The organism is Ammoniphilus sp. CFH 90114, from assembly GCF_004123195.1.
Lineage (GTDB): Bacteria > Bacillota > Bacilli > Aneurinibacillales > RAOX-1 > YIM-78166.
In genome coordinates this window covers 440,118-459,355 of the sequence record NZ_SDLI01000002.1, presented here as the reverse complement: position 1 = coordinate 459,355, position 19,238 = coordinate 440,118, and the positions used below count along the sequence as shown (strand labels likewise).

General features: G+C 42.1%; 19 protein-coding genes and 1 pseudogene. 4 read left to right on the top strand and 16 right to left on the bottom strand.

Annotated elements, in window-relative coordinates:
* Window positions 1-11: 11 nt before the first annotated feature.
* The 3 genes from sleB to prsW form a co-directional block, all read right to left on the bottom strand.
* Window positions 12-797, bottom strand: a complete 786-nt coding sequence (gene sleB / locus EIZ39_RS07010; RefSeq protein ID WP_129198843.1) for a spore cortex-lytic enzyme — start codon at window positions 795-797, stop codon at window positions 12-14.
* A 109-nt stretch (window positions 798-906) separates the two neighbouring features.
* Window positions 907-1,071, bottom strand: coding sequence for a hypothetical protein (locus EIZ39_RS26445; protein ID WP_164984947.1), 165 nt, complete (start codon window positions 1,069-1,071; stop codon window positions 907-909).
* A gap of 38 nt (window positions 1,072-1,109) precedes the next feature.
* Window positions 1,110-1,772, bottom strand: a complete 663-nt coding sequence (prsW, locus tag EIZ39_RS07005; RefSeq protein ID WP_129198841.1) for a glutamic-type intramembrane protease PrsW — start codon at window positions 1,770-1,772, stop codon at window positions 1,110-1,112.
* Window positions 1,773-1,904: 132 nt separating this feature from the next.
* On the opposite strand from prsW, the gene EIZ39_RS07000 reads away from it, so the two are divergent.
* Window positions 1,905-2,873, top strand: coding sequence for an asparaginase (locus EIZ39_RS07000; protein ID WP_129198839.1), 969 nt, complete (start codon window positions 1,905-1,907; stop codon window positions 2,871-2,873).
* Between the two features lie 150 nt (window positions 2,874-3,023).
* On the opposite strand, the gene EIZ39_RS06995 is transcribed toward EIZ39_RS07000, so the two are convergent.
* Both EIZ39_RS06995 and EIZ39_RS06990 read right to left on the bottom strand, forming a co-directional pair.
* Window positions 3,024-4,289 carry a Glu/Leu/Phe/Val family dehydrogenase gene (locus EIZ39_RS06995; RefSeq protein WP_129198837.1) on the bottom strand — a complete coding sequence of 422 codons (1,266 nt, stop codon included), beginning with the start codon at window positions 4,287-4,289 and terminating at the stop codon, window positions 3,024-3,026.
* Window positions 4,290-4,355: 66 nt separating this feature from the next.
* The gene (locus EIZ39_RS06990) at window positions 4,356-5,879 is read right to left on the bottom strand and encodes a DnaB-like helicase C-terminal domain-containing protein (RefSeq protein WP_129198835.1); all 1,524 of its coding nucleotides are present in this window, start codon (window positions 5,877-5,879) and stop codon (window positions 4,356-4,358) included.
* Window positions 5,880-5,976: 97 nt separating this feature from the next.
* Between EIZ39_RS06990 and EIZ39_RS06985 the strand changes: the two genes are divergently transcribed.
* Entirely contained in the window at window positions 5,977-6,699 is a 723-nt protein-coding gene (locus EIZ39_RS06985; protein ID WP_129198833.1) for a PIG-L deacetylase family protein, read from the top strand.
* A gap of 70 nt (window positions 6,700-6,769) precedes the next feature.
* On the opposite strand, the gene EIZ39_RS06980 is transcribed toward EIZ39_RS06985, so the two are convergent.
* Window positions 6,770-7,372, bottom strand: coding sequence for a genetic competence negative regulator (locus EIZ39_RS06980; protein ID WP_129198831.1), 603 nt, complete (start codon window positions 7,370-7,372; stop codon window positions 6,770-6,772).
* Window positions 7,373-7,659: 287 nt separating this feature from the next.
* On the opposite strand from EIZ39_RS06980, the gene EIZ39_RS06975 reads away from it, so the two are divergent.
* Complete coding sequence (locus EIZ39_RS06975) at window positions 7,660-8,532, top strand: polysaccharide deacetylase family protein (RefSeq protein WP_164984946.1); 873 nt, start codon at window positions 7,660-7,662, stop codon at window positions 8,530-8,532.
* 50 nt (window positions 8,533-8,582) lie between these two features.
* On the opposite strand, the gene EIZ39_RS06970 is transcribed toward EIZ39_RS06975, so the two are convergent.
* The 5 genes from EIZ39_RS06970 to EIZ39_RS06950 all read right to left on the bottom strand — a co-directional run bounded on the left by EIZ39_RS06970 (window position 8,583) and on the right by EIZ39_RS06950 (window position 16,191).
* Entirely contained in the window at window positions 8,583-8,936 is a 354-nt protein-coding gene (locus EIZ39_RS06970) for a hypothetical protein (protein ID WP_164984945.1), read from the bottom strand.
* Between the two features lie 132 nt (window positions 8,937-9,068).
* The gene (locus EIZ39_RS06965; RefSeq protein WP_129198827.1) at window positions 9,069-10,355 is read right to left on the bottom strand and encodes a glycoside hydrolase family 18 protein; all 1,287 of its coding nucleotides are present in this window, start codon (window positions 10,353-10,355) and stop codon (window positions 9,069-9,071) included.
* A gap of 108 nt (window positions 10,356-10,463) precedes the next feature.
* On the bottom strand, window positions 10,464-12,764 hold the full coding sequence (locus EIZ39_RS06960; protein ID WP_129198826.1) for a transketolase C-terminal domain-containing protein: 2,301 nt from the start codon (window positions 12,762-12,764) through the stop codon (window positions 10,464-10,466).
* A 17-nt stretch (window positions 12,765-12,781) separates the two neighbouring features.
* Entirely contained in the window at window positions 12,782-13,777 is a 996-nt protein-coding gene (locus EIZ39_RS06955; RefSeq protein WP_129198825.1) for a 2-oxoacid:acceptor oxidoreductase family protein, read from the bottom strand.
* A 755-nt stretch (window positions 13,778-14,532) separates the two neighbouring features.
* A complete protein-coding gene (locus EIZ39_RS06950; RefSeq protein ID WP_129198824.1) occupies window positions 14,533-16,191 on the bottom strand; it encodes a DNA repair helicase XPB in 1,659 nt (552 codons plus the stop codon).
* Window positions 16,192-16,263: 72 nt separating this feature from the next.
* Between EIZ39_RS06950 and EIZ39_RS26440 the strand changes: the two genes are divergently transcribed.
* Complete coding sequence (locus tag EIZ39_RS26440; RefSeq protein WP_164984944.1) at window positions 16,264-16,416, top strand: hypothetical protein; 153 nt, start codon at window positions 16,264-16,266, stop codon at window positions 16,414-16,416.
* A gap of 34 nt (window positions 16,417-16,450) precedes the next feature.
* Here the strand turns inward: EIZ39_RS26440 and EIZ39_RS06945 are convergent, their stop codons facing one another.
* The 5 genes and pseudogenes from EIZ39_RS06945 to EIZ39_RS06930 form a co-directional block, all read right to left on the bottom strand.
* Window positions 16,451-17,017: a lysophospholipid acyltransferase family protein gene (locus EIZ39_RS06945; RefSeq protein WP_129198823.1), complete on the bottom strand. Its 567-nt coding sequence runs from the start codon at window positions 17,015-17,017 to the stop codon at window positions 16,451-16,453.
* 15 nt (window positions 17,018-17,032) lie between these two features.
* On the bottom strand, window positions 17,033-17,179 hold the full coding sequence (locus EIZ39_RS27055; RefSeq protein WP_205668519.1) for a hypothetical protein: 147 nt from the start codon (window positions 17,177-17,179) through the stop codon (window positions 17,033-17,035).
* A gap of 47 nt (window positions 17,180-17,226) precedes the next feature.
* Window positions 17,227-17,391 (bottom strand): annotated as a pseudogene (locus EIZ39_RS27050) (hypothetical protein); the annotation flags it as partial.
* Between the two features lie 35 nt (window positions 17,392-17,426).
* Complete coding sequence (locus EIZ39_RS27700) at window positions 17,427-17,645, bottom strand: hypothetical protein (protein WP_368666306.1); 219 nt, start codon at window positions 17,643-17,645, stop codon at window positions 17,427-17,429.
* A gap of 22 nt (window positions 17,646-17,667) precedes the next feature.
* Complete coding sequence (locus EIZ39_RS06930) at window positions 17,668-19,209, bottom strand: Ppx/GppA phosphatase family protein (protein WP_129198821.1); 1,542 nt, start codon at window positions 19,207-19,209, stop codon at window positions 17,668-17,670.
* Window positions 19,210-19,238: the final 29 nt, after the last annotated feature.

The following is a 19,238-nucleotide window of genomic DNA, read 5'->3' as shown; positions in this document are numbered from 1 at the left end:
GATGTCACTCCTTAATTACAGAATATGTGTTTACCTATTTTCTTCACTTGTGGTCTCGTCCAGATCCAACCAGAAGTCGCGGTATCTGGATTAAAGTAATAAATACACCCTCCGCTAGGATCCGTACCGTTTAAGGCGTCCTGAACAGCTTTACGTGCATTTTCATTAGGAGTCAACCAAATTTGTCCATCTGCAACTGCAGTGAAAGCTCTCGGTTCGAAAATTACCCCTGACGGAGTATTAGGAAAGGAAGCATTTTTTACTCGATTTAAAATAACAGCCGCTACAGCAACTTGTCCGACATAAGGTTCACCACGAGCTTCACCATAGACCGCGTTGGCCATAATCTTCAAATCATTGTCTGAGTATCCATGAGGCTTACTAGTTTTTTGGTTGTTCCCGGTACTTGGAGCTGGAGACGCTTCCTGGTTATTCGCCTTAGGCTTCTGAGTAGCAGCTTGATTAGGCTTAGGATCGTACTTTGTCTTACTGACAAGTTTGCGTTGTGTTTCTCCCCCCACCTTCCCATCAACCTTTAACCCAAAGTCTTTTTGAAACTTCCTTACCGCCCAATACGTATTCCAACCAAACTTTCCATCTGTCGTATCTTTAAGATAGCCTATATACTTCAATCGCTCCTGGAGCTCCACCACATCTTGGCCGGAAGACCCTCGTGTTAATACTCTTCCACTAAAGGTCTCCTGACCATTTAGCATCCAAGAATTCATGAAAAGAAAGGCTAAAGCGACAACAATCGAAATGGTGGCGAGGATATAAAGTCTGAAACGTTGGACCATGGGTAATCCTCCTTCTGCTTCCAACATGTTGAATTTCTCTTATTGTGAGTTTTACCCAGCGGTATTATTCTTTTTTTAACTAAAAAAAGGATATGCCATTGGCATATCCTTAGAAATCTATTTCTGATACATCAAAATCCCTATCATTATTACACAAACATTGCTTAAAACCAGTGTCTACTTCTCCCGATTTCCCTCGCTTCCCAACAAGGGTAAACTTCTCACCGCATAGGTTGCAGCGAATCCTTATTTTTTGCCGATCTTTTAGCAACATGGTTCATTCCTCCTTCTTCTCTCTTTTATTTATTTTGGTCAGAAGGGGGCCATTTTAGACTTATTCTGTACTTTTCTTATTCTACGCAGTGAAGTCAGCCACAGTATAGCCATAAAGGGAGAAATAATCCATAGATAATGATTCTTCGTGGAAAGCAAAATAAAATCATACAATCCATGGAGGACGGCAGGGATCATAATTGAATAAAACATCAGAAGTTTCCCTGCACTTGCCGACTTCTCAAACTTAGCTCTCCCAAGATAATATCCCATAGTAACCCCAAACAAGGCATGACTCGAAACCGGCAGCAAGGCCCGCATTAATGCTTCCTGAATCCCAAAGGAATAAAGATAAAAGAAATTCTCTAATGTCGCAAACCCAAGTGACACAGCAACTGAATAAACGATACCATCATATGGATCATCAAAGTCCATGTGTTTATAGACCGTATAATATACAATAAACCACTTAAAAAATTCTTCAATCAATCCAGCAATAATAAAAGCCTTACCTAATGTGCCAAACTCAATCTCTTCCTGTAACCCATACTGTAAGACCATCACTGGGAACACGAGCAGAATCCCAAAAATAAAGGTCTTGATAACGATATGAAGCGGTTCCGTTTGGTAACGGTCTTTTAAGTAGAAATAACTTAACAACGCGATACCAGGCGCAATCGAAGCACCAATTGTTGCAATCATCTCTCATCCCCCCCACTTTTTCTTGGGGCACTTTTTCATTATACTGTTGTTTAAGCGTGATGTAACCTTCAATCCTTTACCATCGTATCATGCTTTTACAAATTAGAAAACATTCAGCTATTGGAGGAATATATGAGCAAGATCATTATTATTAATACAGGCGGCACCATTGCTATGGCTGTAGATCAAGAGAGTGACGCTGTTAAGCCACAGGGAAACCAGCCTCTGCACCACGTTACCCCTCATCTCGAGAAGTTCGGCGAGATTGTGATGGAGGATTTTCTTAATCTGCCTAGTCCCCATATGACTCCCGAATTAATGTTTAGTTTATCTCAGCGTATCCAACACCATATTTCGGACGATTCTGTGGCAGGAATTGTGATTACTCATGGTACGGATACCCTAGAAGAAACAGCTTATCTTCTGGACTTAGTTATTTCTTCTACAAAGCCTGTTGTCGTAACCGGAGCGATGAGAAGCAGTAACGAGTTAGGCGCTGACGGTCCCATTAATTTAGTTCATTCCGTACGTGTAGCAGCATTACCTGATAGTGCCGAGAGAGGGGTATTGGTTGTCTTTAACGACGAGATTCATGCTGCACGTTACGTTACGAAGACCCATACTAGTAATGTTGCAACTTTTCAATCACCTCAACACGGCCCTATTGGATTGATCTCCAAGAAATCGATTCAATATATGGAAGCGCAATTACCACGAAAACATATGGATATCCAAAAAATATCTGTTAACATTCCTTTAATCAAAGTTGTAACTGGTATGAAGGTGGAATGGCTATCTTTTTTATTAGAAAGCGATATTGATGGGGTTGTCATCGAAGCCTTCGGAGCAGGGAACATTCCTCCGAGCATCGTTCCCATTGTCCGTGCTTTGTGCGAGCAGCAAAAACCTGTTGTCCTAGTTTCCCGTTGCTTCAACGGCTATGTTCAAGATCTGTATGGATATGATGGTGGCGGACACCAACTGGGTCAGATGGGTGTCATCTTCTCCAATGGCTTGAATGGGCAAAAAGCTCGAATTAAACTCATGGTAGCGTGTGAAACGACACGTGATCTTAATAAACTAAGGGAGATTTTTGATTGAGGAGTTAAGGTTTGACATACAGAGGCGTAATACTTGTTATCTGTCTTTGGGGTATTACGCTTTTTAATTAAAAAGAAAAATCTCTCGCTTCCGCCATGAGACTAATGTTTCCTGGCATAGAACGAGAGACTCCTAATTAACAATATGATTTTATACCCAACCACGGAAACGGGAAGCTTCAGCCATCTTCCGGCAACCAACCATGTAGGCTGCTAATCTCATATTTACACGACGCACTTGTGAGGTGTTATAAACATTCTCAAATGCACGGACCATGACATCTCTTAACTTTACTTCTACTTCTTCTTCGGTCCAGTAATAGCCTTGATTATTCTGTACCCACTCAAAATAAGAAACGGTTACTCCCCCTGCACTGGCCAGTACGTCGGGTACAAGTAGAATTCCACGCTCGGTAAGAATACGCGTTCCCTCTAAAGTTGTAGGTCCGTTTGCTGCCTCCACGACGATCTTGGCTTTAATGTTGTGAGCATTATCCGCGGTGATCTGATTCTCAATGGCAGCAGGAACTAAAATATCACAATCAAGCTCGAGCAACTGCTTATTCGTAATGGTGTCTTTAAATAACTTCGTTACGGTACCAAATGAATCTCTTCGATCTAGAAGATAGTCAATATCTAATCCTTCTTCATCATGGAGTCCGCCGTATGCGTCAGATATTCCTATTATCTTTGCTCCTTTATCATGCATAAACTTAGCCAAGAAGCTTCCCGCATTACCAAACCCTTGAACGACTACTCGAGCTCCCATAAGTTCAATACCGCGACGCTTCGCAGCTTCTTCAATGCAGATGGTTACACCCTTTGCTGTTGCGGTCTCTCTTCCATGAGATCCCCCAAGCACTAATGGTTTCCCTGTAATAAATCCAGGAGAATCGAACTCTCGAATACGGCTATATTCATCCATCATCCAAGCCATAATTTGGGAGTTAGTGAACACGTCTGGTGCAGGAATATCCTTAGAAGGTCCAACGATCTGGCTAATCGCACGAACATAGCCACGACTCAATCGTTCAAGCTCACGGAATGACATTTCTCTTGGATCACATATGATTCCGCCTTTACCTCCTCCGTACGGAAGATCAACAATACCGCATTTCAGACTCATCCAGATAGATAACGCTTTCACTTCATCTTCCGTCACTTCCGGATGAAAGCGGACTCCTCCCTTAGTCGGTCCTACAGCATCATTGTGCTGAGCACGATATCCCGTAAATACTTTTACAGAACCGTCATCCATTCTTACCGGAATACGCACAGTAAGAATCCTCATTGGTTCTTTCAGTAGTTCGTAAACAGGATCTGGATAGCCAAGTTTAGAAAGAGCCTCATTAATGACTTTTTGAGTGGATACAAGGACGTTCAAATTTTCCTTCTCAGCCACTTCTTTTTCTGCCATAATTACCACCTCAAAACAATTTATGCTAATTCTAAAGTCATTCGTGGTTTAGTATACATCTTTCTACTACGATTGAGAAGGAAAAAAGATGGCTTTTTCCTTGTCAAAAACGAAAGATAATTGACCTAATGTTCCGTTTCGGTTCTTTTTGACTTGAAGCGAGATATTTTCACACTGTTCCCCATTTTTTTCTTCGGTAGTTTCTAAGCTTAAGATGACGTCAACGGCAGCTTCAACGGAAGAAGGCAGGGATTGTTCGTGAACCTGTTGTGGCGCAGCTGCTACAATAGGCGTATCCCACTGTCTGGACCATTGATGGAGAATGTATGCAACTGAAGCATGATTCTGCTGAATGAGTACACCTTGTTTATCCCTTAAAGGAACCCTAAATAAGTGGTCAATAAAGACTATGGGTATACGTCCGATAGACTGAATAATTCTCTCTATATATTCTTCCACTTCATCCAGTGTTGTATCCATTCTTCCTTCCATTGTCCACATATTCTTCGCAGTGGAGGCGTAGTACTGATTAGCTTGGGTTAACTGTTCAATGGGTACCTTCCCGGTCAAAATATCTCTTGGTGACATTTTAAGATGCCGAGCCATGCTCCGTGCCCATAATTCAAATCCAGTCATGTCCCACGATACATAAACAACAGGCTCAGAAGTCTTAGCAATTTGATCTGCAATTTGCCTAAGGAGCATTGACTTACCGCTTGATACAAGTCCCGTAATGAGGTAGAATCCCGTTCGCAGTCCTCCTACCAGCAGCTCATCAAGGGAGTCAAATCCTGTAGAAATCCCTTGTACATCACCGTTATGTCTTTTTTGGTATTCTTCGAAGAACACCACCAGATTCCTCATATCCGGAGATACAGGTGCCTTCTCACTTTCTTCCACCGTTTCTTGCAACAGCTGATGAAAAGATTCCCTTGGATTCTTTACTTTCGTAAAGAAATAGTTTATATCACGTAAGCCCTCCGGTAGGTAGACTGTGTAGACATCCGTTGCAGATTCTGTTAATAACGAGGAAATCCGATTGCTCTCCCTTCGACCTGACTCATCGTTTGGATAACAAATAAAAACACGCTTTCCTTTTAGCTTTTGCGCATGGCTCTCCTTAAAGCTTGCATAGTCATTCACACAGATGGCGGGTAACTCCTCTTGCTCTAAAGAAAGTACATCGAACACGTTACGGCATAAAAGAATATCATCCGACTGTTCAATCATCTCTTCATTAAAAAAAATATCTCCTCGACCTACGAAAGTTTTGTATTTTGGCTTCTCATCATAGATGGATCTGCCCATCAGATCAACTAATTGCCCTTTTTCATCTCTGATTGGAAAGACAAGACAATTGGTAAAATACCCGCTTGTTTTCCCTCTATGCGAGGTGAATCCTATGCGATGAGGTTCAAACCCGAGTTCAAACCGTTCTACTGTAGTTTCTTGAATTCCTCTCTTCTTCAGGTAGTCTAGTGCTTCTTGGTTTAAGTTGTTACGGTAATAACCATGCAATTTTTCCAAGTCCTCGCTAGATACCCTCCTTGGAAGAATGGAAGTATAATCATCCTTGTTGTTTTCCATCATTACACTCTCCCGCGTTCTATTTCTTTACCTTTTTCTTTGAGTTCTATGACATAATAAGGAAAATAGATTGCTCGTTCAAAAGGAGGAACATTCTAAGATGTCAAAGCGTATCCTGTTTATATTCGCTCACCCTGATGCCTTTGCTACTGGAGCAACCATAGCGAAGTATGCAAGTGCTGGGGTGGAGATCCACCTGTTTTGTGCAACAAGAGGAGAGGCCGGTAAAACAGGTAATCCCGCGCAATGCCTCCCAGAGGAATTAGCGGATGTGCGGGAACAGGAGCTGCACAGAGCAGCTAAACAACTAGGGATTGAGCACCTGTATGTGCTCCGTTACCCAGATGGTAGGTTAGATCAAATACCGCCCGTGGAACTAAGTGAAGAGATCCTTAAGTATATGGACAAAATACGCCCCCATGTAGCAATTACGTTCCCCCCGCATGGCATATCGGGCCATAAAGACCACAAGGCTATCCAACAAGCTTCCTGGATGGCAACTGTATCTGACCAAAATAAATGGTTAGACAAATTATATTACATTACAATACCTGAATCGATAGCAGCTCATCATACACGCCGAATATTCTATGATGCAGATGAGCTGATTACGACCATGATCGACGCTCCTGAAACCAGAGAGCAAATAGCAGAAGCACTCTTAGAACATAAAACTCAAAACATGTCCATCGAATCAGTCTACCCTGGTTTGTATCAAGGAGATTACTCCCGTATTAGGACTAAGAACTATTACATCTTAGCATGGCATCGAAGTGGCTTAACCCCCCATTTTCCTGAACAGGATTTATTTGAGGGGATTTAAGACCAAACTACAGGGCCAAAAAAGACGCGTATATAATTACGCGTCTTTTTCCACATTAAGTAAGAATTGATTATTTAAAATGCTCACATAATACCTGAATCGCATTTTCTGGGACCAACGTTTTGCCATACTCGGCTAGTACATACTTCGTTACTGTAGAAGCCTCACCGTATTCTGAGAGAAGAGCAATAATGATATGGTAGAGTTGTTGGTTTTCCATATCAATATCATCGAGTACGAGATAGTAACGATTGTTATAACTATAGACTTTGCCTCCTTCTGATAGAACAGAAAGTGTTCTATGGCAAGCCTCTAGTAAATGCTCAAAATCGTGGAAATAGAATATAATATCCTCACTCTCTTCGAGTGTAACTTCCATTTCATATATATCGTCATCATCATAATCTGCATCATCTTCCGTTGATGCTTGGCTTCTTCCTCTTGTTACAATTACTACCATACCTTGTGCAGGCAAAGCGAAAACTTCAACAGCCACGGGTCCCATGACTTCAAATCCCAATTCCTGATAGGCATGCTCCATCATGTCATTGAACAAATCGTGGACCTTCGGGATATCACGCCAGATGTCTTCTTTTTCTATTCCTCTTTCGTGCAAATCATCGAACGTTAAGAAAATCCTTATCTTATCCTGACTTAGGCGCTCAACACGCATTCACGACCCTCCCTTGCCAATCCGGTAGTACTATAGGTTATGAAGTAAGGCTTTTTCATGTTCTGGATACCTATCTATTAATTTGTTTTATGATACCATGTACAGGGTAGATGAAACAACCAAAAATCTGTTGTTACACTCCTTACAAAGCACCTCTGCTTCATACCACTAATTTGTGAGCATTACCATTGTATGCGCTATATCCTTCATTTTGACCTATTTCCTGCAGTTCTAATTTAAAAGCTTGTATATTATGATAAAGTAAAAGATTGAAGGAGATGCCTTTGATGAAAAAATCAAATCGTTTGGCATGCCTCATATGGCTTTTATGTATGGTATTCGTTATTTCTTGCTCTACTAATACCCAAGTCCCGGTCGAACCACCTGTTAAAACACCAATCCAAACTCAGCCAACAGCCCCTGTTGCCAGCACCCCAGTAGAAGAAACTGAGCCTTCCGACGTATCAGAAGAACCACTTGAACCGGCTCAAGATCCGGAGGCAAAAGCCAAATATCATGTCGATACGAAGCACTTTATGATCCATTCTTCCGAAGAAAGTAATAATCAAAAGATTGCCCTCCTCACCTTTGACGATGGTCCTAAGGGGCAAGTCACTATGAAGATCCTGGATACTTTAGATAAATATAACGCCAAATCGATCTGGTTTGTTAATGGTTTTAATTACGGATGGGATTACAAACCAAGCCCACAAAAAGAGCAACAATTCAATTCTCTTATTCAAGAAATCCATAATCGGGGGCATATCGTAGCGAATCATACTTGGGAGCACGGCAACTTAAGGAAACAATCTCCGGAAAAACAGCGAAAAGAAATTACCTCTATGAATGAACTACTTGAAAACATTACGGGGGAAAAGCCTCGATACTTTAGACCACCGTTCGGTGCCTATAGTGATATACAAAAGCAAGTGATGAAAGAAGAAAATATGCAATGGATGAACTGGTCAGTCGGTTCTCTAGATTGGGAGTACAAAGACCCTGAGAAAGTGGTAGATCAAGTCCTATCGAATATGCATAATGGAGCGAATATCCTCATGCATGATTTCCCTGTTACAGCAGAAGCGTTAGACCCGCTGTTAAAAGAGTTAACAGAGCAAGGTTATCATTTTGTATTGCCTACTGAAGTAAGAATTGATTAAGTTACTTCATTTGTAGAGGGTGACCCTAAGGTCACCCTCTGTGTGTTCGTCTATGGCTGAAGTTCGCGCATCGCTGTTTTCAATCTCTTATTTCTACGCACTGTAGTAATCCAACGAAACAGATCATAAAAAGTAATCAATCCAAAAAGAATGAGTGCCGGCAATAAATGTTTACTCAAAATAGCTAGAACAACGCAAAAATTGACGAATAAAAGCAAACTACTAGCAAGCCGTTGTTTCATATACCTATTTACTCCTGAGAAGACGATTTGCATGGAGTATAATGTGGTATAACGAACAAGGAGACACGCTGACATAAAACAAACAAAAGCCACAAGCAAATGTAACGGCTTAAACAATAACAAAGCAACCCATTCTGATCCCTGATTAATAAGTGGACTCATCTTTGGAAAAGCCTTCTCTGACACTAAAACAAGCCCCCAAGCAAGGAACAAAAGAAAGAGGTGCAGAAGAAACAAAGTGATCCCCCCTCATTCCATCATATAAGGAACAAGGACAGGATATGCTAAAAGGCACTATCTTTTAACCACTTCAAAATTTTCCGTTATTAATAGCCAGTTTTGTGGAAACGGCAAACCTAATTTCCAGTAGCTAACGCCTCGAAGCCCAAGTTCTTTCACCAAGTTGAATTTCGCTTGTATGGAACGAGCATCTTCAAACCAAACCTTGTGTTGTTTTCCTTCTGCGTCCCAATAGTCAAAGTGTGGAGCTTGAGCTCGATAATCATACATAATGGCCACGTTTTGCCTACGGGCGAGATCAATGGCCGCCTGAGGGCTTAGAGCTCTAGCATAAGGTCCCCCAGCTACGTAGGGTAATGTCCAATCATATCCATAAAGATTTTGCCCCATCATTACCTTATTCGCAGGCATCACGCTAATCGCATATTCTAAGACTTGGCGTACAGGACCAATGGGAGACACAGGCATAGGTGGGCCTCCACTATATCCCCATTCATAGGTCATGATGACAACGAAATCCACGATTTGACCATGGGCTGCATAATCATGGGCTGTATACCAAGCCCCCGTTTGTTCCCCACTCGTTTTAGGGGCAAGGGCTGTTGAAATAAGAAATCCCTCTGCACGAATTCGAGCTGCAGCCTTTCGGAGAAAACGATTATAGGCTTCCCTGTCTTCTTCTCTCAAAAATTCTAAATCAAAGTGGATATCCCGAAACCCACGCTGCTTAGCTGTAGTTATAATATTGTTCAGTAGCCGATTCTGGATTTCCTCATTATTTAAAATAATGGCACCTAGCTCGGAGCTGAATTGGTCATTCTCTAAGTTCGTAACCACCATCATAAGTGTGACATTCTGACTAGCAGCAATACTTGGGAATTGATTAAGTAAGGGGGGCCGTAAAGTTCCATCTCGATTGATTTGATAACTAAATGGAGCAAGGTAGGTTAAATACGGTGCGGCATCTCTTGCTGCTTGTTCTAACCCGGGAGCAACTTCGGTTCCCCTTGGCTCCACATATGCATTAATCTCCGCTCGGTATTTCGCTCTTGGTGGAATATAGAGCCGCAGACCAACAGGCAAGGGCCTATTTAACGGAATACGATTAATCCGCGCAAGTGTTCGAGCACTTGTCCCGAATCTTCTTCCCAATTCAAACAAGGTATCCCCGGCACGAACCCAGTAGTACATTCCCGTTATAGGAATGACTAGCGTTTGGCCGACAACTAACGAACTTTGCATATTGATTTGATTTACTTGGGCTATCGTATTTACTGGCACGCCATAGGCCTGTGAAATTCCATACAGTGTGTTTCCTGGTTGGACGACATGAATCTGCAACGTTCTCCCCCCTTAAACCTTTTATGTGTATATGTATTCTCGTCAAGAATGTCCTATACATGACATAAGTAAAAAAGCGATGACATCATGATGTCATCGCCACAAAACTTATAAATAAGGATTAAGATGCTTCTCTTTTAACTTTCTCCAGCGTCTCTCTACTTCTTGACGGAAGGTATCTAACATATCCGCATATTCAGGTTTAGTTAGGTGCTTCGTCTTCCCCATCGAGTTCACCCATTCATAAACATCTACCCGCTTCCCTTTCTCTTCTGGATCGTAGGTGATATTCGTTACCCCATTCTCGATTTCATAAAGTGGGAAGAAGCAAGTATTAACGGCCGTTCCAACGATAGATTCCCCGAGTTCATCTGGAGACTTCCAGTTAAGAGGACAAGCAATAAGGATCTTACCGTATACCGTTCCCACATTTTGCGCGTACCATTGGGCTTTCGCTGCTTTTTTCAATAAGTCTTGTGGGTAGGCTTCCGTACCTGTAAAGGCATAAGAAATATTAGTAGAAGCCATAATTTGAACAGTATCCTTATGGTGGAAAGCCTTACCACCTTGGTACTTCCCAACATTAGAAGTGGTCGTCATATGACCTAAAGGAGTGGAATAGGACAACTGACTTCCGGTATTCATGTATCCCTCATTATCATACTCAAGAATGATCATCTTATGGTTACGTAGTGCGGCACCAATGGCAGGTCCCATACCGATATCCATACCACCGTCTCCAGTCACCATGACAAACGTAAAGTCATCTTGCACCTCAATTTCCCCACGTCGCTTTAGCTCATGGAAAGCTTCAACGACACCGGATAGCGTGGCGCCTCCATTTTGGAATAGGTTATGGATATACGTCTGCTTATGAGAACTATACGGGTAACCTGTAGTAACAACCATCGCACATCCCGTTTGGAATAGAACGACAATATCCCCTTCGATTCCTTTAAAGAACATTTCTAATCCCGGGAAGATTCCGCATCCAGGACACGCTCCGTGACCAGGGGCGATTCGCTTCGGTTTCCCTGTCAAGCTGCGAAGAGGGGGAATCTTCACATCTAACTTTCCAGTTTCCTCATTCTTCGTTACCTTAATTAATCCTGTTTTATAGGCATCGCCATAAAGAGGCTCAAGTACACGCTTTGGTGATAATTCCGCTTTACCCGGGGTGTGACCGTAGTAGTCAAACGCCTTCTCAATGTATCCTTTTTCAATTGCATCTAATCCCAATTGGAAGAAGTTCTCTGCATCATCAGAATAGAAGTCCTTACCCCCAACCCCGAATACCCGGCTGATCACCATAGCAGGATTACGGTCACTCTGTAGAGCTGACTTGATTTCGTGTGTAATATTCGCTCCATGACCGCCGTAGGAATCTGCACGCTCACCAACCACTAACGCCTTCACATTCTTTAGGGCTTCTTGGATCTCCTTCACTGGGAACGGACGAATGATATTCGGACTAATCACTCCCGCCTTGATTCCTTTAGCACGGAGCTTATCGACAACATCCTTAGCCGTTTCTGAAGCAGAGTTAATGAGGAACACCGCTACTTCTGCATCTTCCATCTGGTAAAGATCTAAGATCGGGTACTCGCGTCCAGATAGCTCATAGTACTCTTTAGAAATTTGCTTAAATACGTCATAGGCACGGTACATCGCTTCGGATTGTTGATAATTATTATTAATGAGGTCAGGATCGTTCATATAAGGTCCAACCGTAATCGGATTCGCTGGATCTAATGCGAAGTTGTAGTTCTTCGGTTGTGGACCAACGAAGTCTTGAACCACCTTACGATCTTCGAAGTATTGTACTCTACGCTTCTGATGAGATGTAAAGAACCCATCATAAGCAACTAGCACCGGAAGGCGAACATCGTGATGCTCTGCTAGCTTCAAAGCCATAATATTCATATCGTAAACAGCCTGTGGTGTTCTAGCTAACAAGATAGGCCATCCGATATTGAAACCATAGTATAAGTCTGAGTGGTCTCCACGTATGTCCAACGGTCCACTGATGGCACGAGTAGCCAAGTTCATAACCATAGGAAAGCGAGTTCCCGATTGTACTGGCAACTGCTCGAGCATATACAAGAATCCATTGGCGGATGTGGCATTAAAGACACGTGCTCCTGCCGCAGCCGCCCCATAACAGGAACCTGCTGAACCATGTTCACCATCAGTAGGAATAAGTACAATGTCATGCTGGCCTTTCGCCTTCATTGCATCTAAGAACTGAGCTACTTCAGTAGACGGAGTGATTGGGAAATACCCCATGATATGATAGTTAATCTGAGCTGCTGCCATAGCCGCCATTTCGTTACCCGATTCAAACACGAGCTTCTGTGCAGGTTTACTCTGGTTTAGCGCTGCTTTTTCCTTTTCATAATCGATTGCCATAATACGTACCCCCCTTATTATTGAGCCATCACGAACTTATGCGGAATGCGATGATCCTCAGCGTAGCCAACTTCTTCACGTTTATCTGTTAATGCTTCTACCGGACAGGCCTGAACACACTTGAGGCAGCCCTTGCAATATTGATAGTCAATTCCTTGCAGGAACATCTGTGGACGACCCTTCTTATCCGGGCGCTCTTCCCATACGAAACAGAAGTCCGGACAAACGGTATCACAGGCCGCGCAATGGATGCACTTGTCATCATGATATTCTGGTAAGAATCCTTGTCTAGAACCACTTAAGTCCTTCAGGATGCTGTTCCCAGGGTTTACGATTACCCCACCAATAGGCTGTGTTTCGTAACCTAGAATAGGTTCAGGTCGAACAAAGGAACGAGCTTCTGCGTCAGCAGGTGCTTCATAAGTCTTAAACTGAACTTCCTCATATCCTCTATCAAAAGTTCGGATATTCGGCTCAACTAAATGAGGATATTTCTTTTCAAAGGTCTTACGAATGATATTCTTCATCGCTTCTGGATCTAAGAAGTCACAGACACGGAATAGAGCCCCTAACATAGCTGTATTTACCTTGGTCTTCTCTTCAACGGCAATGCTTAAAGCATCAACTATGGCAAGTGTTCCATACTCCAACTTCAGATCCTTGCGAACTTCATCAACCCCTCTAGTTGTATTAACTAGAACGATACTGTCTGGATAAACACCACTACATACATCTACTGTTTTATATAAAGCTTCATGAAAAATCCCAACAACATGCGGCTGTTCGATCGGGCTATGTGCACGAACTTCAACGTCAGGCTCACAGAAACGGACAAATGCTTTAACAGGTGAACCCTTCTTCTCGGAACCGTAGGATGAAAAGTTCATTCCGTTGTAACCGAGCCCCATAACCCCTGCTTCGGCTAACATCTTCCCTGCTAAATTGGCTCCTAAACCTCCAATAGATTCTAAGCGTATCTCAAAAAATCCTAACTCATTTTTCTTTGGTAACATTGCGTTCCCTCCCCCAAGGCAGTTTTCACTATAAACACAGTAATAAACTATTTTATATTATCATTATTCAGTATTTTCACTAACCAGATTATAACAGACGACAATATTAATAGCAACAGTCAATCATTCGACATTTTAAACATGAAGCAGTCGAATTATGTAATCGCTTTAAGTGTTGAATTATCAGTGTTTTGATAATTAGGAGAAATGTGTTTCTGATATGCAACAGGAATAAACCGCGTTATAACACAGAGAGTAACTTGAGTTGGCGACAGTTGTTGGTTTAGTAATTAGTAGAAATAGAAGTTTGAAACTTTATGGATGGTCGTTGTGGGGGGGAGAGGTGGGTTGGGTTTGGGTTGGACTACTTAAAGGCAGGTTAATAGGAAAGTTGACTCGGTATCAGATACTCAGTTGAATTTAGTGGGAACAAAGAGGGGAAGAAAAGCATAAGCGGAAAAATTCCGTCTATTCTCCTAAACTGGATAAAAATGAATGAAATAAGCGGAATTTTTCCTGCTAAATCCGAAAAATAGTACAAAAACAGGGTTATGACTTGAAATAAAGGAAAATTCTCCGCCTATATAGACTATTTTCGTACCTTTTTCAAAAATAAGCGAAAATTCTCCGCCTATTTCAAGCCCCGACCCTCCAACCGTCTAAACCGGTTCAGCGCCCACCAAGATCTGATATCAAGCTTATTGAGCAGGAACCCGAAGATAAGGGAACATAATCACGTTCATATCGACCTTCATCTATCCCCTATGCAGGGACTCGGCATCCAATACTCTGTACTGATAGCCTTGCTCCACCAAAAACATCTGTCGTTTTCGTGCCCACTCTTCTTCCTTTGTTCCTTTCGAAACCAGAGTATAAAAGTAGGCGGTATTTTCTTCTTTAGGTCGTAAGACTCGACCAAGCCGCTGAGCCTCTTCTTGCCGGGATCCAAAGGTTCCAGAAATCTGAATCGCGACGTTAGCGTCAGGTAGATCGACGGCAAAGTTAGCTACTTTTGAGACAATGAGCCGCTTCAGTTCACTTCTCCGAAACTTTGCATAGAGCCTGTCTCTTTCCTCCTGTGGAGTCTTTCCCGTAATGACCGGAATCTTTAATTCTTTAGACAGCTCCTCTAACTGATCAACATATTGTCCAATAATAAGGACTTGATCCCTTTCGTGCTGATCAATTATCTGCTGGACAACCCGCTTTTTTTCAGGGTTTTCTGCAGCGACTCTCGATTTTTGCCTTGTACTTGCATAGATGTATTCTTCACGAAGGGAAAAGGACATAGAAATCCGAATTTCTGAACAATTCGCTTCCGCAATCCACCCCTTTTTTTCTAGTTCCTTCCATGGCATGTCATACTTTTTAGGTCCTACTAGGGTAAAAACATCCTCTTCCCTTCCATCCTCTCTAACCAGCGTGGCTGTAAGTCCAAGTCTCCTCTTCGCCTGAATATCCGCCGTGACTCGAAAGACGGGAGCAGGGAGCATATGGACTTCATCATAGATAATGAATCCCCAATTACGCTGACTAAATAAATCAATATGAGTAAAGTCTGCCTCACGACCCGTGCGGTAAGTTAACATCTGATAGGTGGATACCGTTACTGGTTTCACTTCTTTCTGATTTCCAGAATACTCTCCTACTTGGTCTTCAGTTAAATCCGTCTTAGCTAGAATCTCTTGAATCCATTGCCTAACAGAAGTTACATTCGTTGTTAAGATCAGGGTTTCCATCCCCGTTTTTACCATAGCAGCAATGCCAATTACTGTTTTTCCTGCTCCACAAGGAAGAACGAGGACACCACTCCCTCCAAATTCCGATCCACCAGCATAATAGGACTCGACAGCTTGACTTTGGTAGTCTCTTAGGTCTGCTTTGAACGATAAGGTCAATGATGCACCTTGAATATACCCTGCAATATCTTGAACGGGATAGCCGAGCCGAATTAACTCCTGTTTGAGAATTCCTCGTGCATAAGAAGCAACTTCTACACTGTAATCGGTTCTTTCTTCTCCTAGAAGGGAACACAAATCCCGGAAACGAAGGAGCTCCGTCAACAAAAGTGGATCTGGAGAAGTAAGAAATAACCTCTCATCCAACCGCTCTAGTTTTAGCATCCCATACCGTGAAGCATAGTCTTGGATCTCGTCCAGCAAACGTTCAGGAACACCATATTTAGCGAATTGAATTAAGGCAGAACACATCTGCACAGGGGTAACACCTGCTGCAGCAGCATTCCATATTGATAAAGAAGTAATTCGATAAGTATGGATAAATTCCGGACTCTTTATCAGCTCACAAAATGGTGAAATTGCATCTCTGGCCTGTTCATATAGGGGATTTTGAACTTCTAATAATAGACTCCTATCACTTTGAACGATTAATGGATTTTCTAACTTAACTTCCATATTACATATTCTCCCTGTGTTGAATGAATTTTTCATTTAAGGATAGCATACCCATAAAGGGGGTCTAAAAACATGGACCATGATCACTCCTTCATAACCAGGTTCCTAAAACGCAAGAAAGAGCAAAAAAGTAACGAGGATATTGATTATTTGCTCGAAATGGCTGTTGACATGGAGTTCCCACAAGTTGCTGAAGACCATACTAAAAATGAGGAAAAAGATTAGAGTCTTGCTAGGCACTTTAGCAAGACTCTAATCTTTATTTGATTCTATTTTTCAACTCTTCAATTGAGTTTGCCACCTTAGCTGCTATTTCTTCATAGTCTGTTAAACCTTCTAATGACACAGGAGGACCAAATACCACCCCAGCTGAAGACCTCCAGCCACCTTTTACGCCATATATATAGGTTGGGATTACAGGCGCTTTACTTCTATCCACGATAAATCCGATTCCCTTTTTCGGTTCTTGCATCTCCCCACTCTTGGAGCGAGTTCCTTCGATAAAGATAGAGAATATGTTACCGTCCTTTATCAGTTTTAACGTATGCTTTAAAGATTTTAGATCTGCACTTCCTCGTTTTACAGGAAAAGATCCCATTTCTGTTATCAACCAGGCAAAGAAACGCTTTTTAAACAATTCTTCCTTTGCCATAATATACATTTTTCTTGGGGTATGAACTCCAACCATCAGAGAATCGTAATTACTCTGGTGGTTCATAGCTAGAATACAACCCTCCTTAGGAATAAACTCCAATCCTTCTATCTTTATCTTGAACCGCAAGTGAAGCCAAGTGCGTACTAAAAATCGAACTATTTGATAAACCATAACGTCTTCCTTTCTTTACCAATCAAATTTTAACGCAATTGTACCAAACATTCCTACCCTCTCCTCAGACACCTGACAAGCGAGTTGATGAAAGTACATCTGACTCTCAATCCATTCATTACCCTGTGCTGCCACACGCTGATAAGTACCATCGGACAGCAACTCTCTTGATTTTACATTATCTCGTAGAGAAATCGGTTAGAATTTCTATTCCCACCATTCTGGAAGTAGTAGATTCGGCTGTGTTCTAAGAAGCGACCAATAATACTATAAACGCGTATATTCTCACTGACTCCTGGAATCCCTGGGCGTAAACAGCATATTCCTCGAACGATCAAATCAACCTTTACCCCAGCTTGAGAAGCCCGGAACAGAAAAGATTCGTCTCTCCTATAAGGTCCTGCGGAGGCTAGGAATTGCATGGATGATGTGATAAATGTTCATAACCTGGTAAAGAAGCGAAGCGCATATAAAAGGTAGCATCTAATGGGCCAGAGATAGAATAAATATCACCCTCTTCAATTTCTAAACACTCCTTAAGAAACTCCCTTACTACTTCACTTGTCTGCGTATCTAATTCAAGTCGAACTGCCTCACCACGCTGACGTTTCTTAATTTCCTTTTCAATAGTTAGAGCTGGATAGATTCAATCATAGACCGGTCCTCTTATCTTGGGTTTTGTCTTTCAATTCAAAGGTGATACCAAAGGTCTTTGTAAATTTCTTTATTTGATCAGCTACAATGGAGTACATCCATTCATCCTCCATAATTGGGTCGTGCAGTTCAACAAAGATCTTATTCTTTCCAATACTCATTTTAATCTCTGAAACCTGATTAGTCATCATCCGGTCCATGGCCCGTGCTAACAAAAGGACTGAACCTAATACTTGGGCTTTATGAATATTTTCCTTGTCAACAAGATCTGTATGCTGTTCAGCCAACTTTCGGACTTGTTTGTTGTTCTTATACGAAGCAATTAAACCTATTGTTAATCGTTCATTATGGCTAACTCCCATTAAGAGGACGTTCTGTATGAGGTAAAAGGTATGTTTAGTTGATTCGATAATATTAATGGACCGTCCAATATCAAATAAGCAAGCTGCTGCCTTTAGCAGAGTGCGATCTCTCTCACCGAAGGGATGCAGCTTCAACTGACGAAGTTGATCAAAAATTTGGGTTGCCAGATGAGAGACATGGAACGCATGAGGTATGTTCACCCTGTACCGTTTCATAAATTGGTGGGTACTAAAATCAAGGACGTCGGGTATAATTAGATTCTCTTGACCATGCAGCAACTCATACAAAATTCCATCACGAAGACCTTTATTACTTGTTATAAGCTGATCTGACTGAGTCCCATCCATTACCTGCTTAAAAACACATAGACCAGAAATAACAATATCTGCTCGGTCTTTAGAAAGTCCGTCCACTTGCTTACGCTGCTCTAAGGAAAAGCTGCTTAAGGCTCTCAACATTTCCTCTAACTCCTGTTTATCCATCGGATAATTGTGAAGGCTCGATAAGGAATATTGATTTTTCCTCTGGTCCATCCTCGCCAAGTTCCTAGCTGTCCCACCCATAATGACAACAGGACACTTCAGATTCTTCAGCCAAGGTTGAGTGCTCAACTCAACGGTTAAAAACATGCTTAAGCGACTCAACTCTTCTTGTGTTGGTGGGTCACTCTTAAGAAAGCGCTGAGTTAACGTAACAGCACCGAAGGGGAAGCTATGGGTGGACTCTAACTTACGATCCTTAAAATAAGTCACTTCGGTCGATCCCCCACCGATATCTACTGTAACAGCTTCTCTAAGATCCATGCTGTTCACAATTGCCAAGTAACCGTAGTACGCTTCCTCCTCCCCAGTTAAGACACGGAAGAGAATGCCTGTTTGTTCGTGAATGTAACGGATTACCTCTTCCCTATTACTCGCGTGTCTGATTGCTGCGGTTGCTACCCCAAGTACTTTCGTAATGCCCTTCACATCACAAAGCTGCTTATATCTTCTTAGGCAAGCAATAGTCTTCATGATGCCTTCGTTATCTACTTCTTTTTTCTCATTAATGTGAGCACTCAATCGGAGGACCGATTTAATATTGTCAAGCTCTTGTACCGTGCCGGTATCATCTTGTCCATATAAAACTAACCTAACCGAGTTAGAACCTAGATCAATAATGGCGAACTTCTCCATATCACATTTCCCTACTTTTTCTTAATTCT

Coding starts and splice junctions, on each gene's coding strand:
- EIZ39_RS06995 (WP_129198837.1), bottom strand. CDS start 4,289: ATGGCAGAAAAAGAAGTGGCTGAGAAGGAAAATTTGAACGTCCTTGTA.
- EIZ39_RS06990 (WP_129198835.1), bottom strand. CDS start 5,879: ATGATGGAAAACAACAAGGATGATTATACTTCCATTCTTCCAAGGAGG.
- EIZ39_RS06945 (WP_129198823.1), bottom strand. CDS start 17,017: ATGGTTTATCAAATAGTTCGATTTTTAGTACGCACTTGGCTTCACTTG.
- EIZ39_RS06975 (WP_164984946.1), top strand. CDS start 7,660: ATGAAAAAATCAAATCGTTTGGCATGCCTCATATGGCTTTTATGTATG.
- prsW (WP_129198841.1), bottom strand. CDS start 1,772: ATGATTGCAACAATTGGTGCTTCGATTGCGCCTGGTATCGCGTTGTTA.
- EIZ39_RS06955 (WP_129198825.1), bottom strand. CDS start 13,777: ATGTTACCAAAGAAAAATGAGTTAGGATTTTTTGAGATACGCTTAGAA.
- EIZ39_RS06930 (WP_129198821.1), bottom strand. CDS start 19,209: ATGGAGAAGTTCGCCATTATTGATCTAGGTTCTAACTCGGTTAGGTTA.
- EIZ39_RS06980 (WP_129198831.1), bottom strand. CDS start 7,372: ATGCGTGTTGAGCGCCTAAGTCAGGATAAGATAAGGATTTTCTTAACG.
- EIZ39_RS06985 (WP_129198833.1), top strand. CDS start 5,977: ATGTCAAAGCGTATCCTGTTTATATTCGCTCACCCTGATGCCTTTGCT.
- EIZ39_RS26440 (WP_164984944.1), top strand. CDS start 16,264: ATGGACCATGATCACTCCTTCATAACCAGGTTCCTAAAACGCAAGAAA.
- EIZ39_RS06960 (WP_129198826.1), bottom strand. CDS start 12,764: ATGGCAATCGATTATGAAAAGGAAAAAGCAGCGCTAAACCAGAGTAAA.
- EIZ39_RS06970 (WP_164984945.1), bottom strand. CDS start 8,936: ATGAGTCCACTTATTAATCAGGGATCAGAATGGGTTGCTTTGTTATTG.
- EIZ39_RS06950 (WP_129198824.1), bottom strand. CDS start 16,191: ATGGAAGTTAAGTTAGAAAATCCATTAATCGTTCAAAGTGATAGGAGT.
- EIZ39_RS07000 (WP_129198839.1), top strand. CDS start 1,905: ATGAGCAAGATCATTATTATTAATACAGGCGGCACCATTGCTATGGCT.
- EIZ39_RS26445 (WP_164984947.1), bottom strand. CDS start 1,071: ATGTTGCTAAAAGATCGGCAAAAAATAAGGATTCGCTGCAACCTATGC.
- sleB (WP_129198843.1), bottom strand. CDS start 797: ATGGTCCAACGTTTCAGACTTTATATCCTCGCCACCATTTCGATTGTT.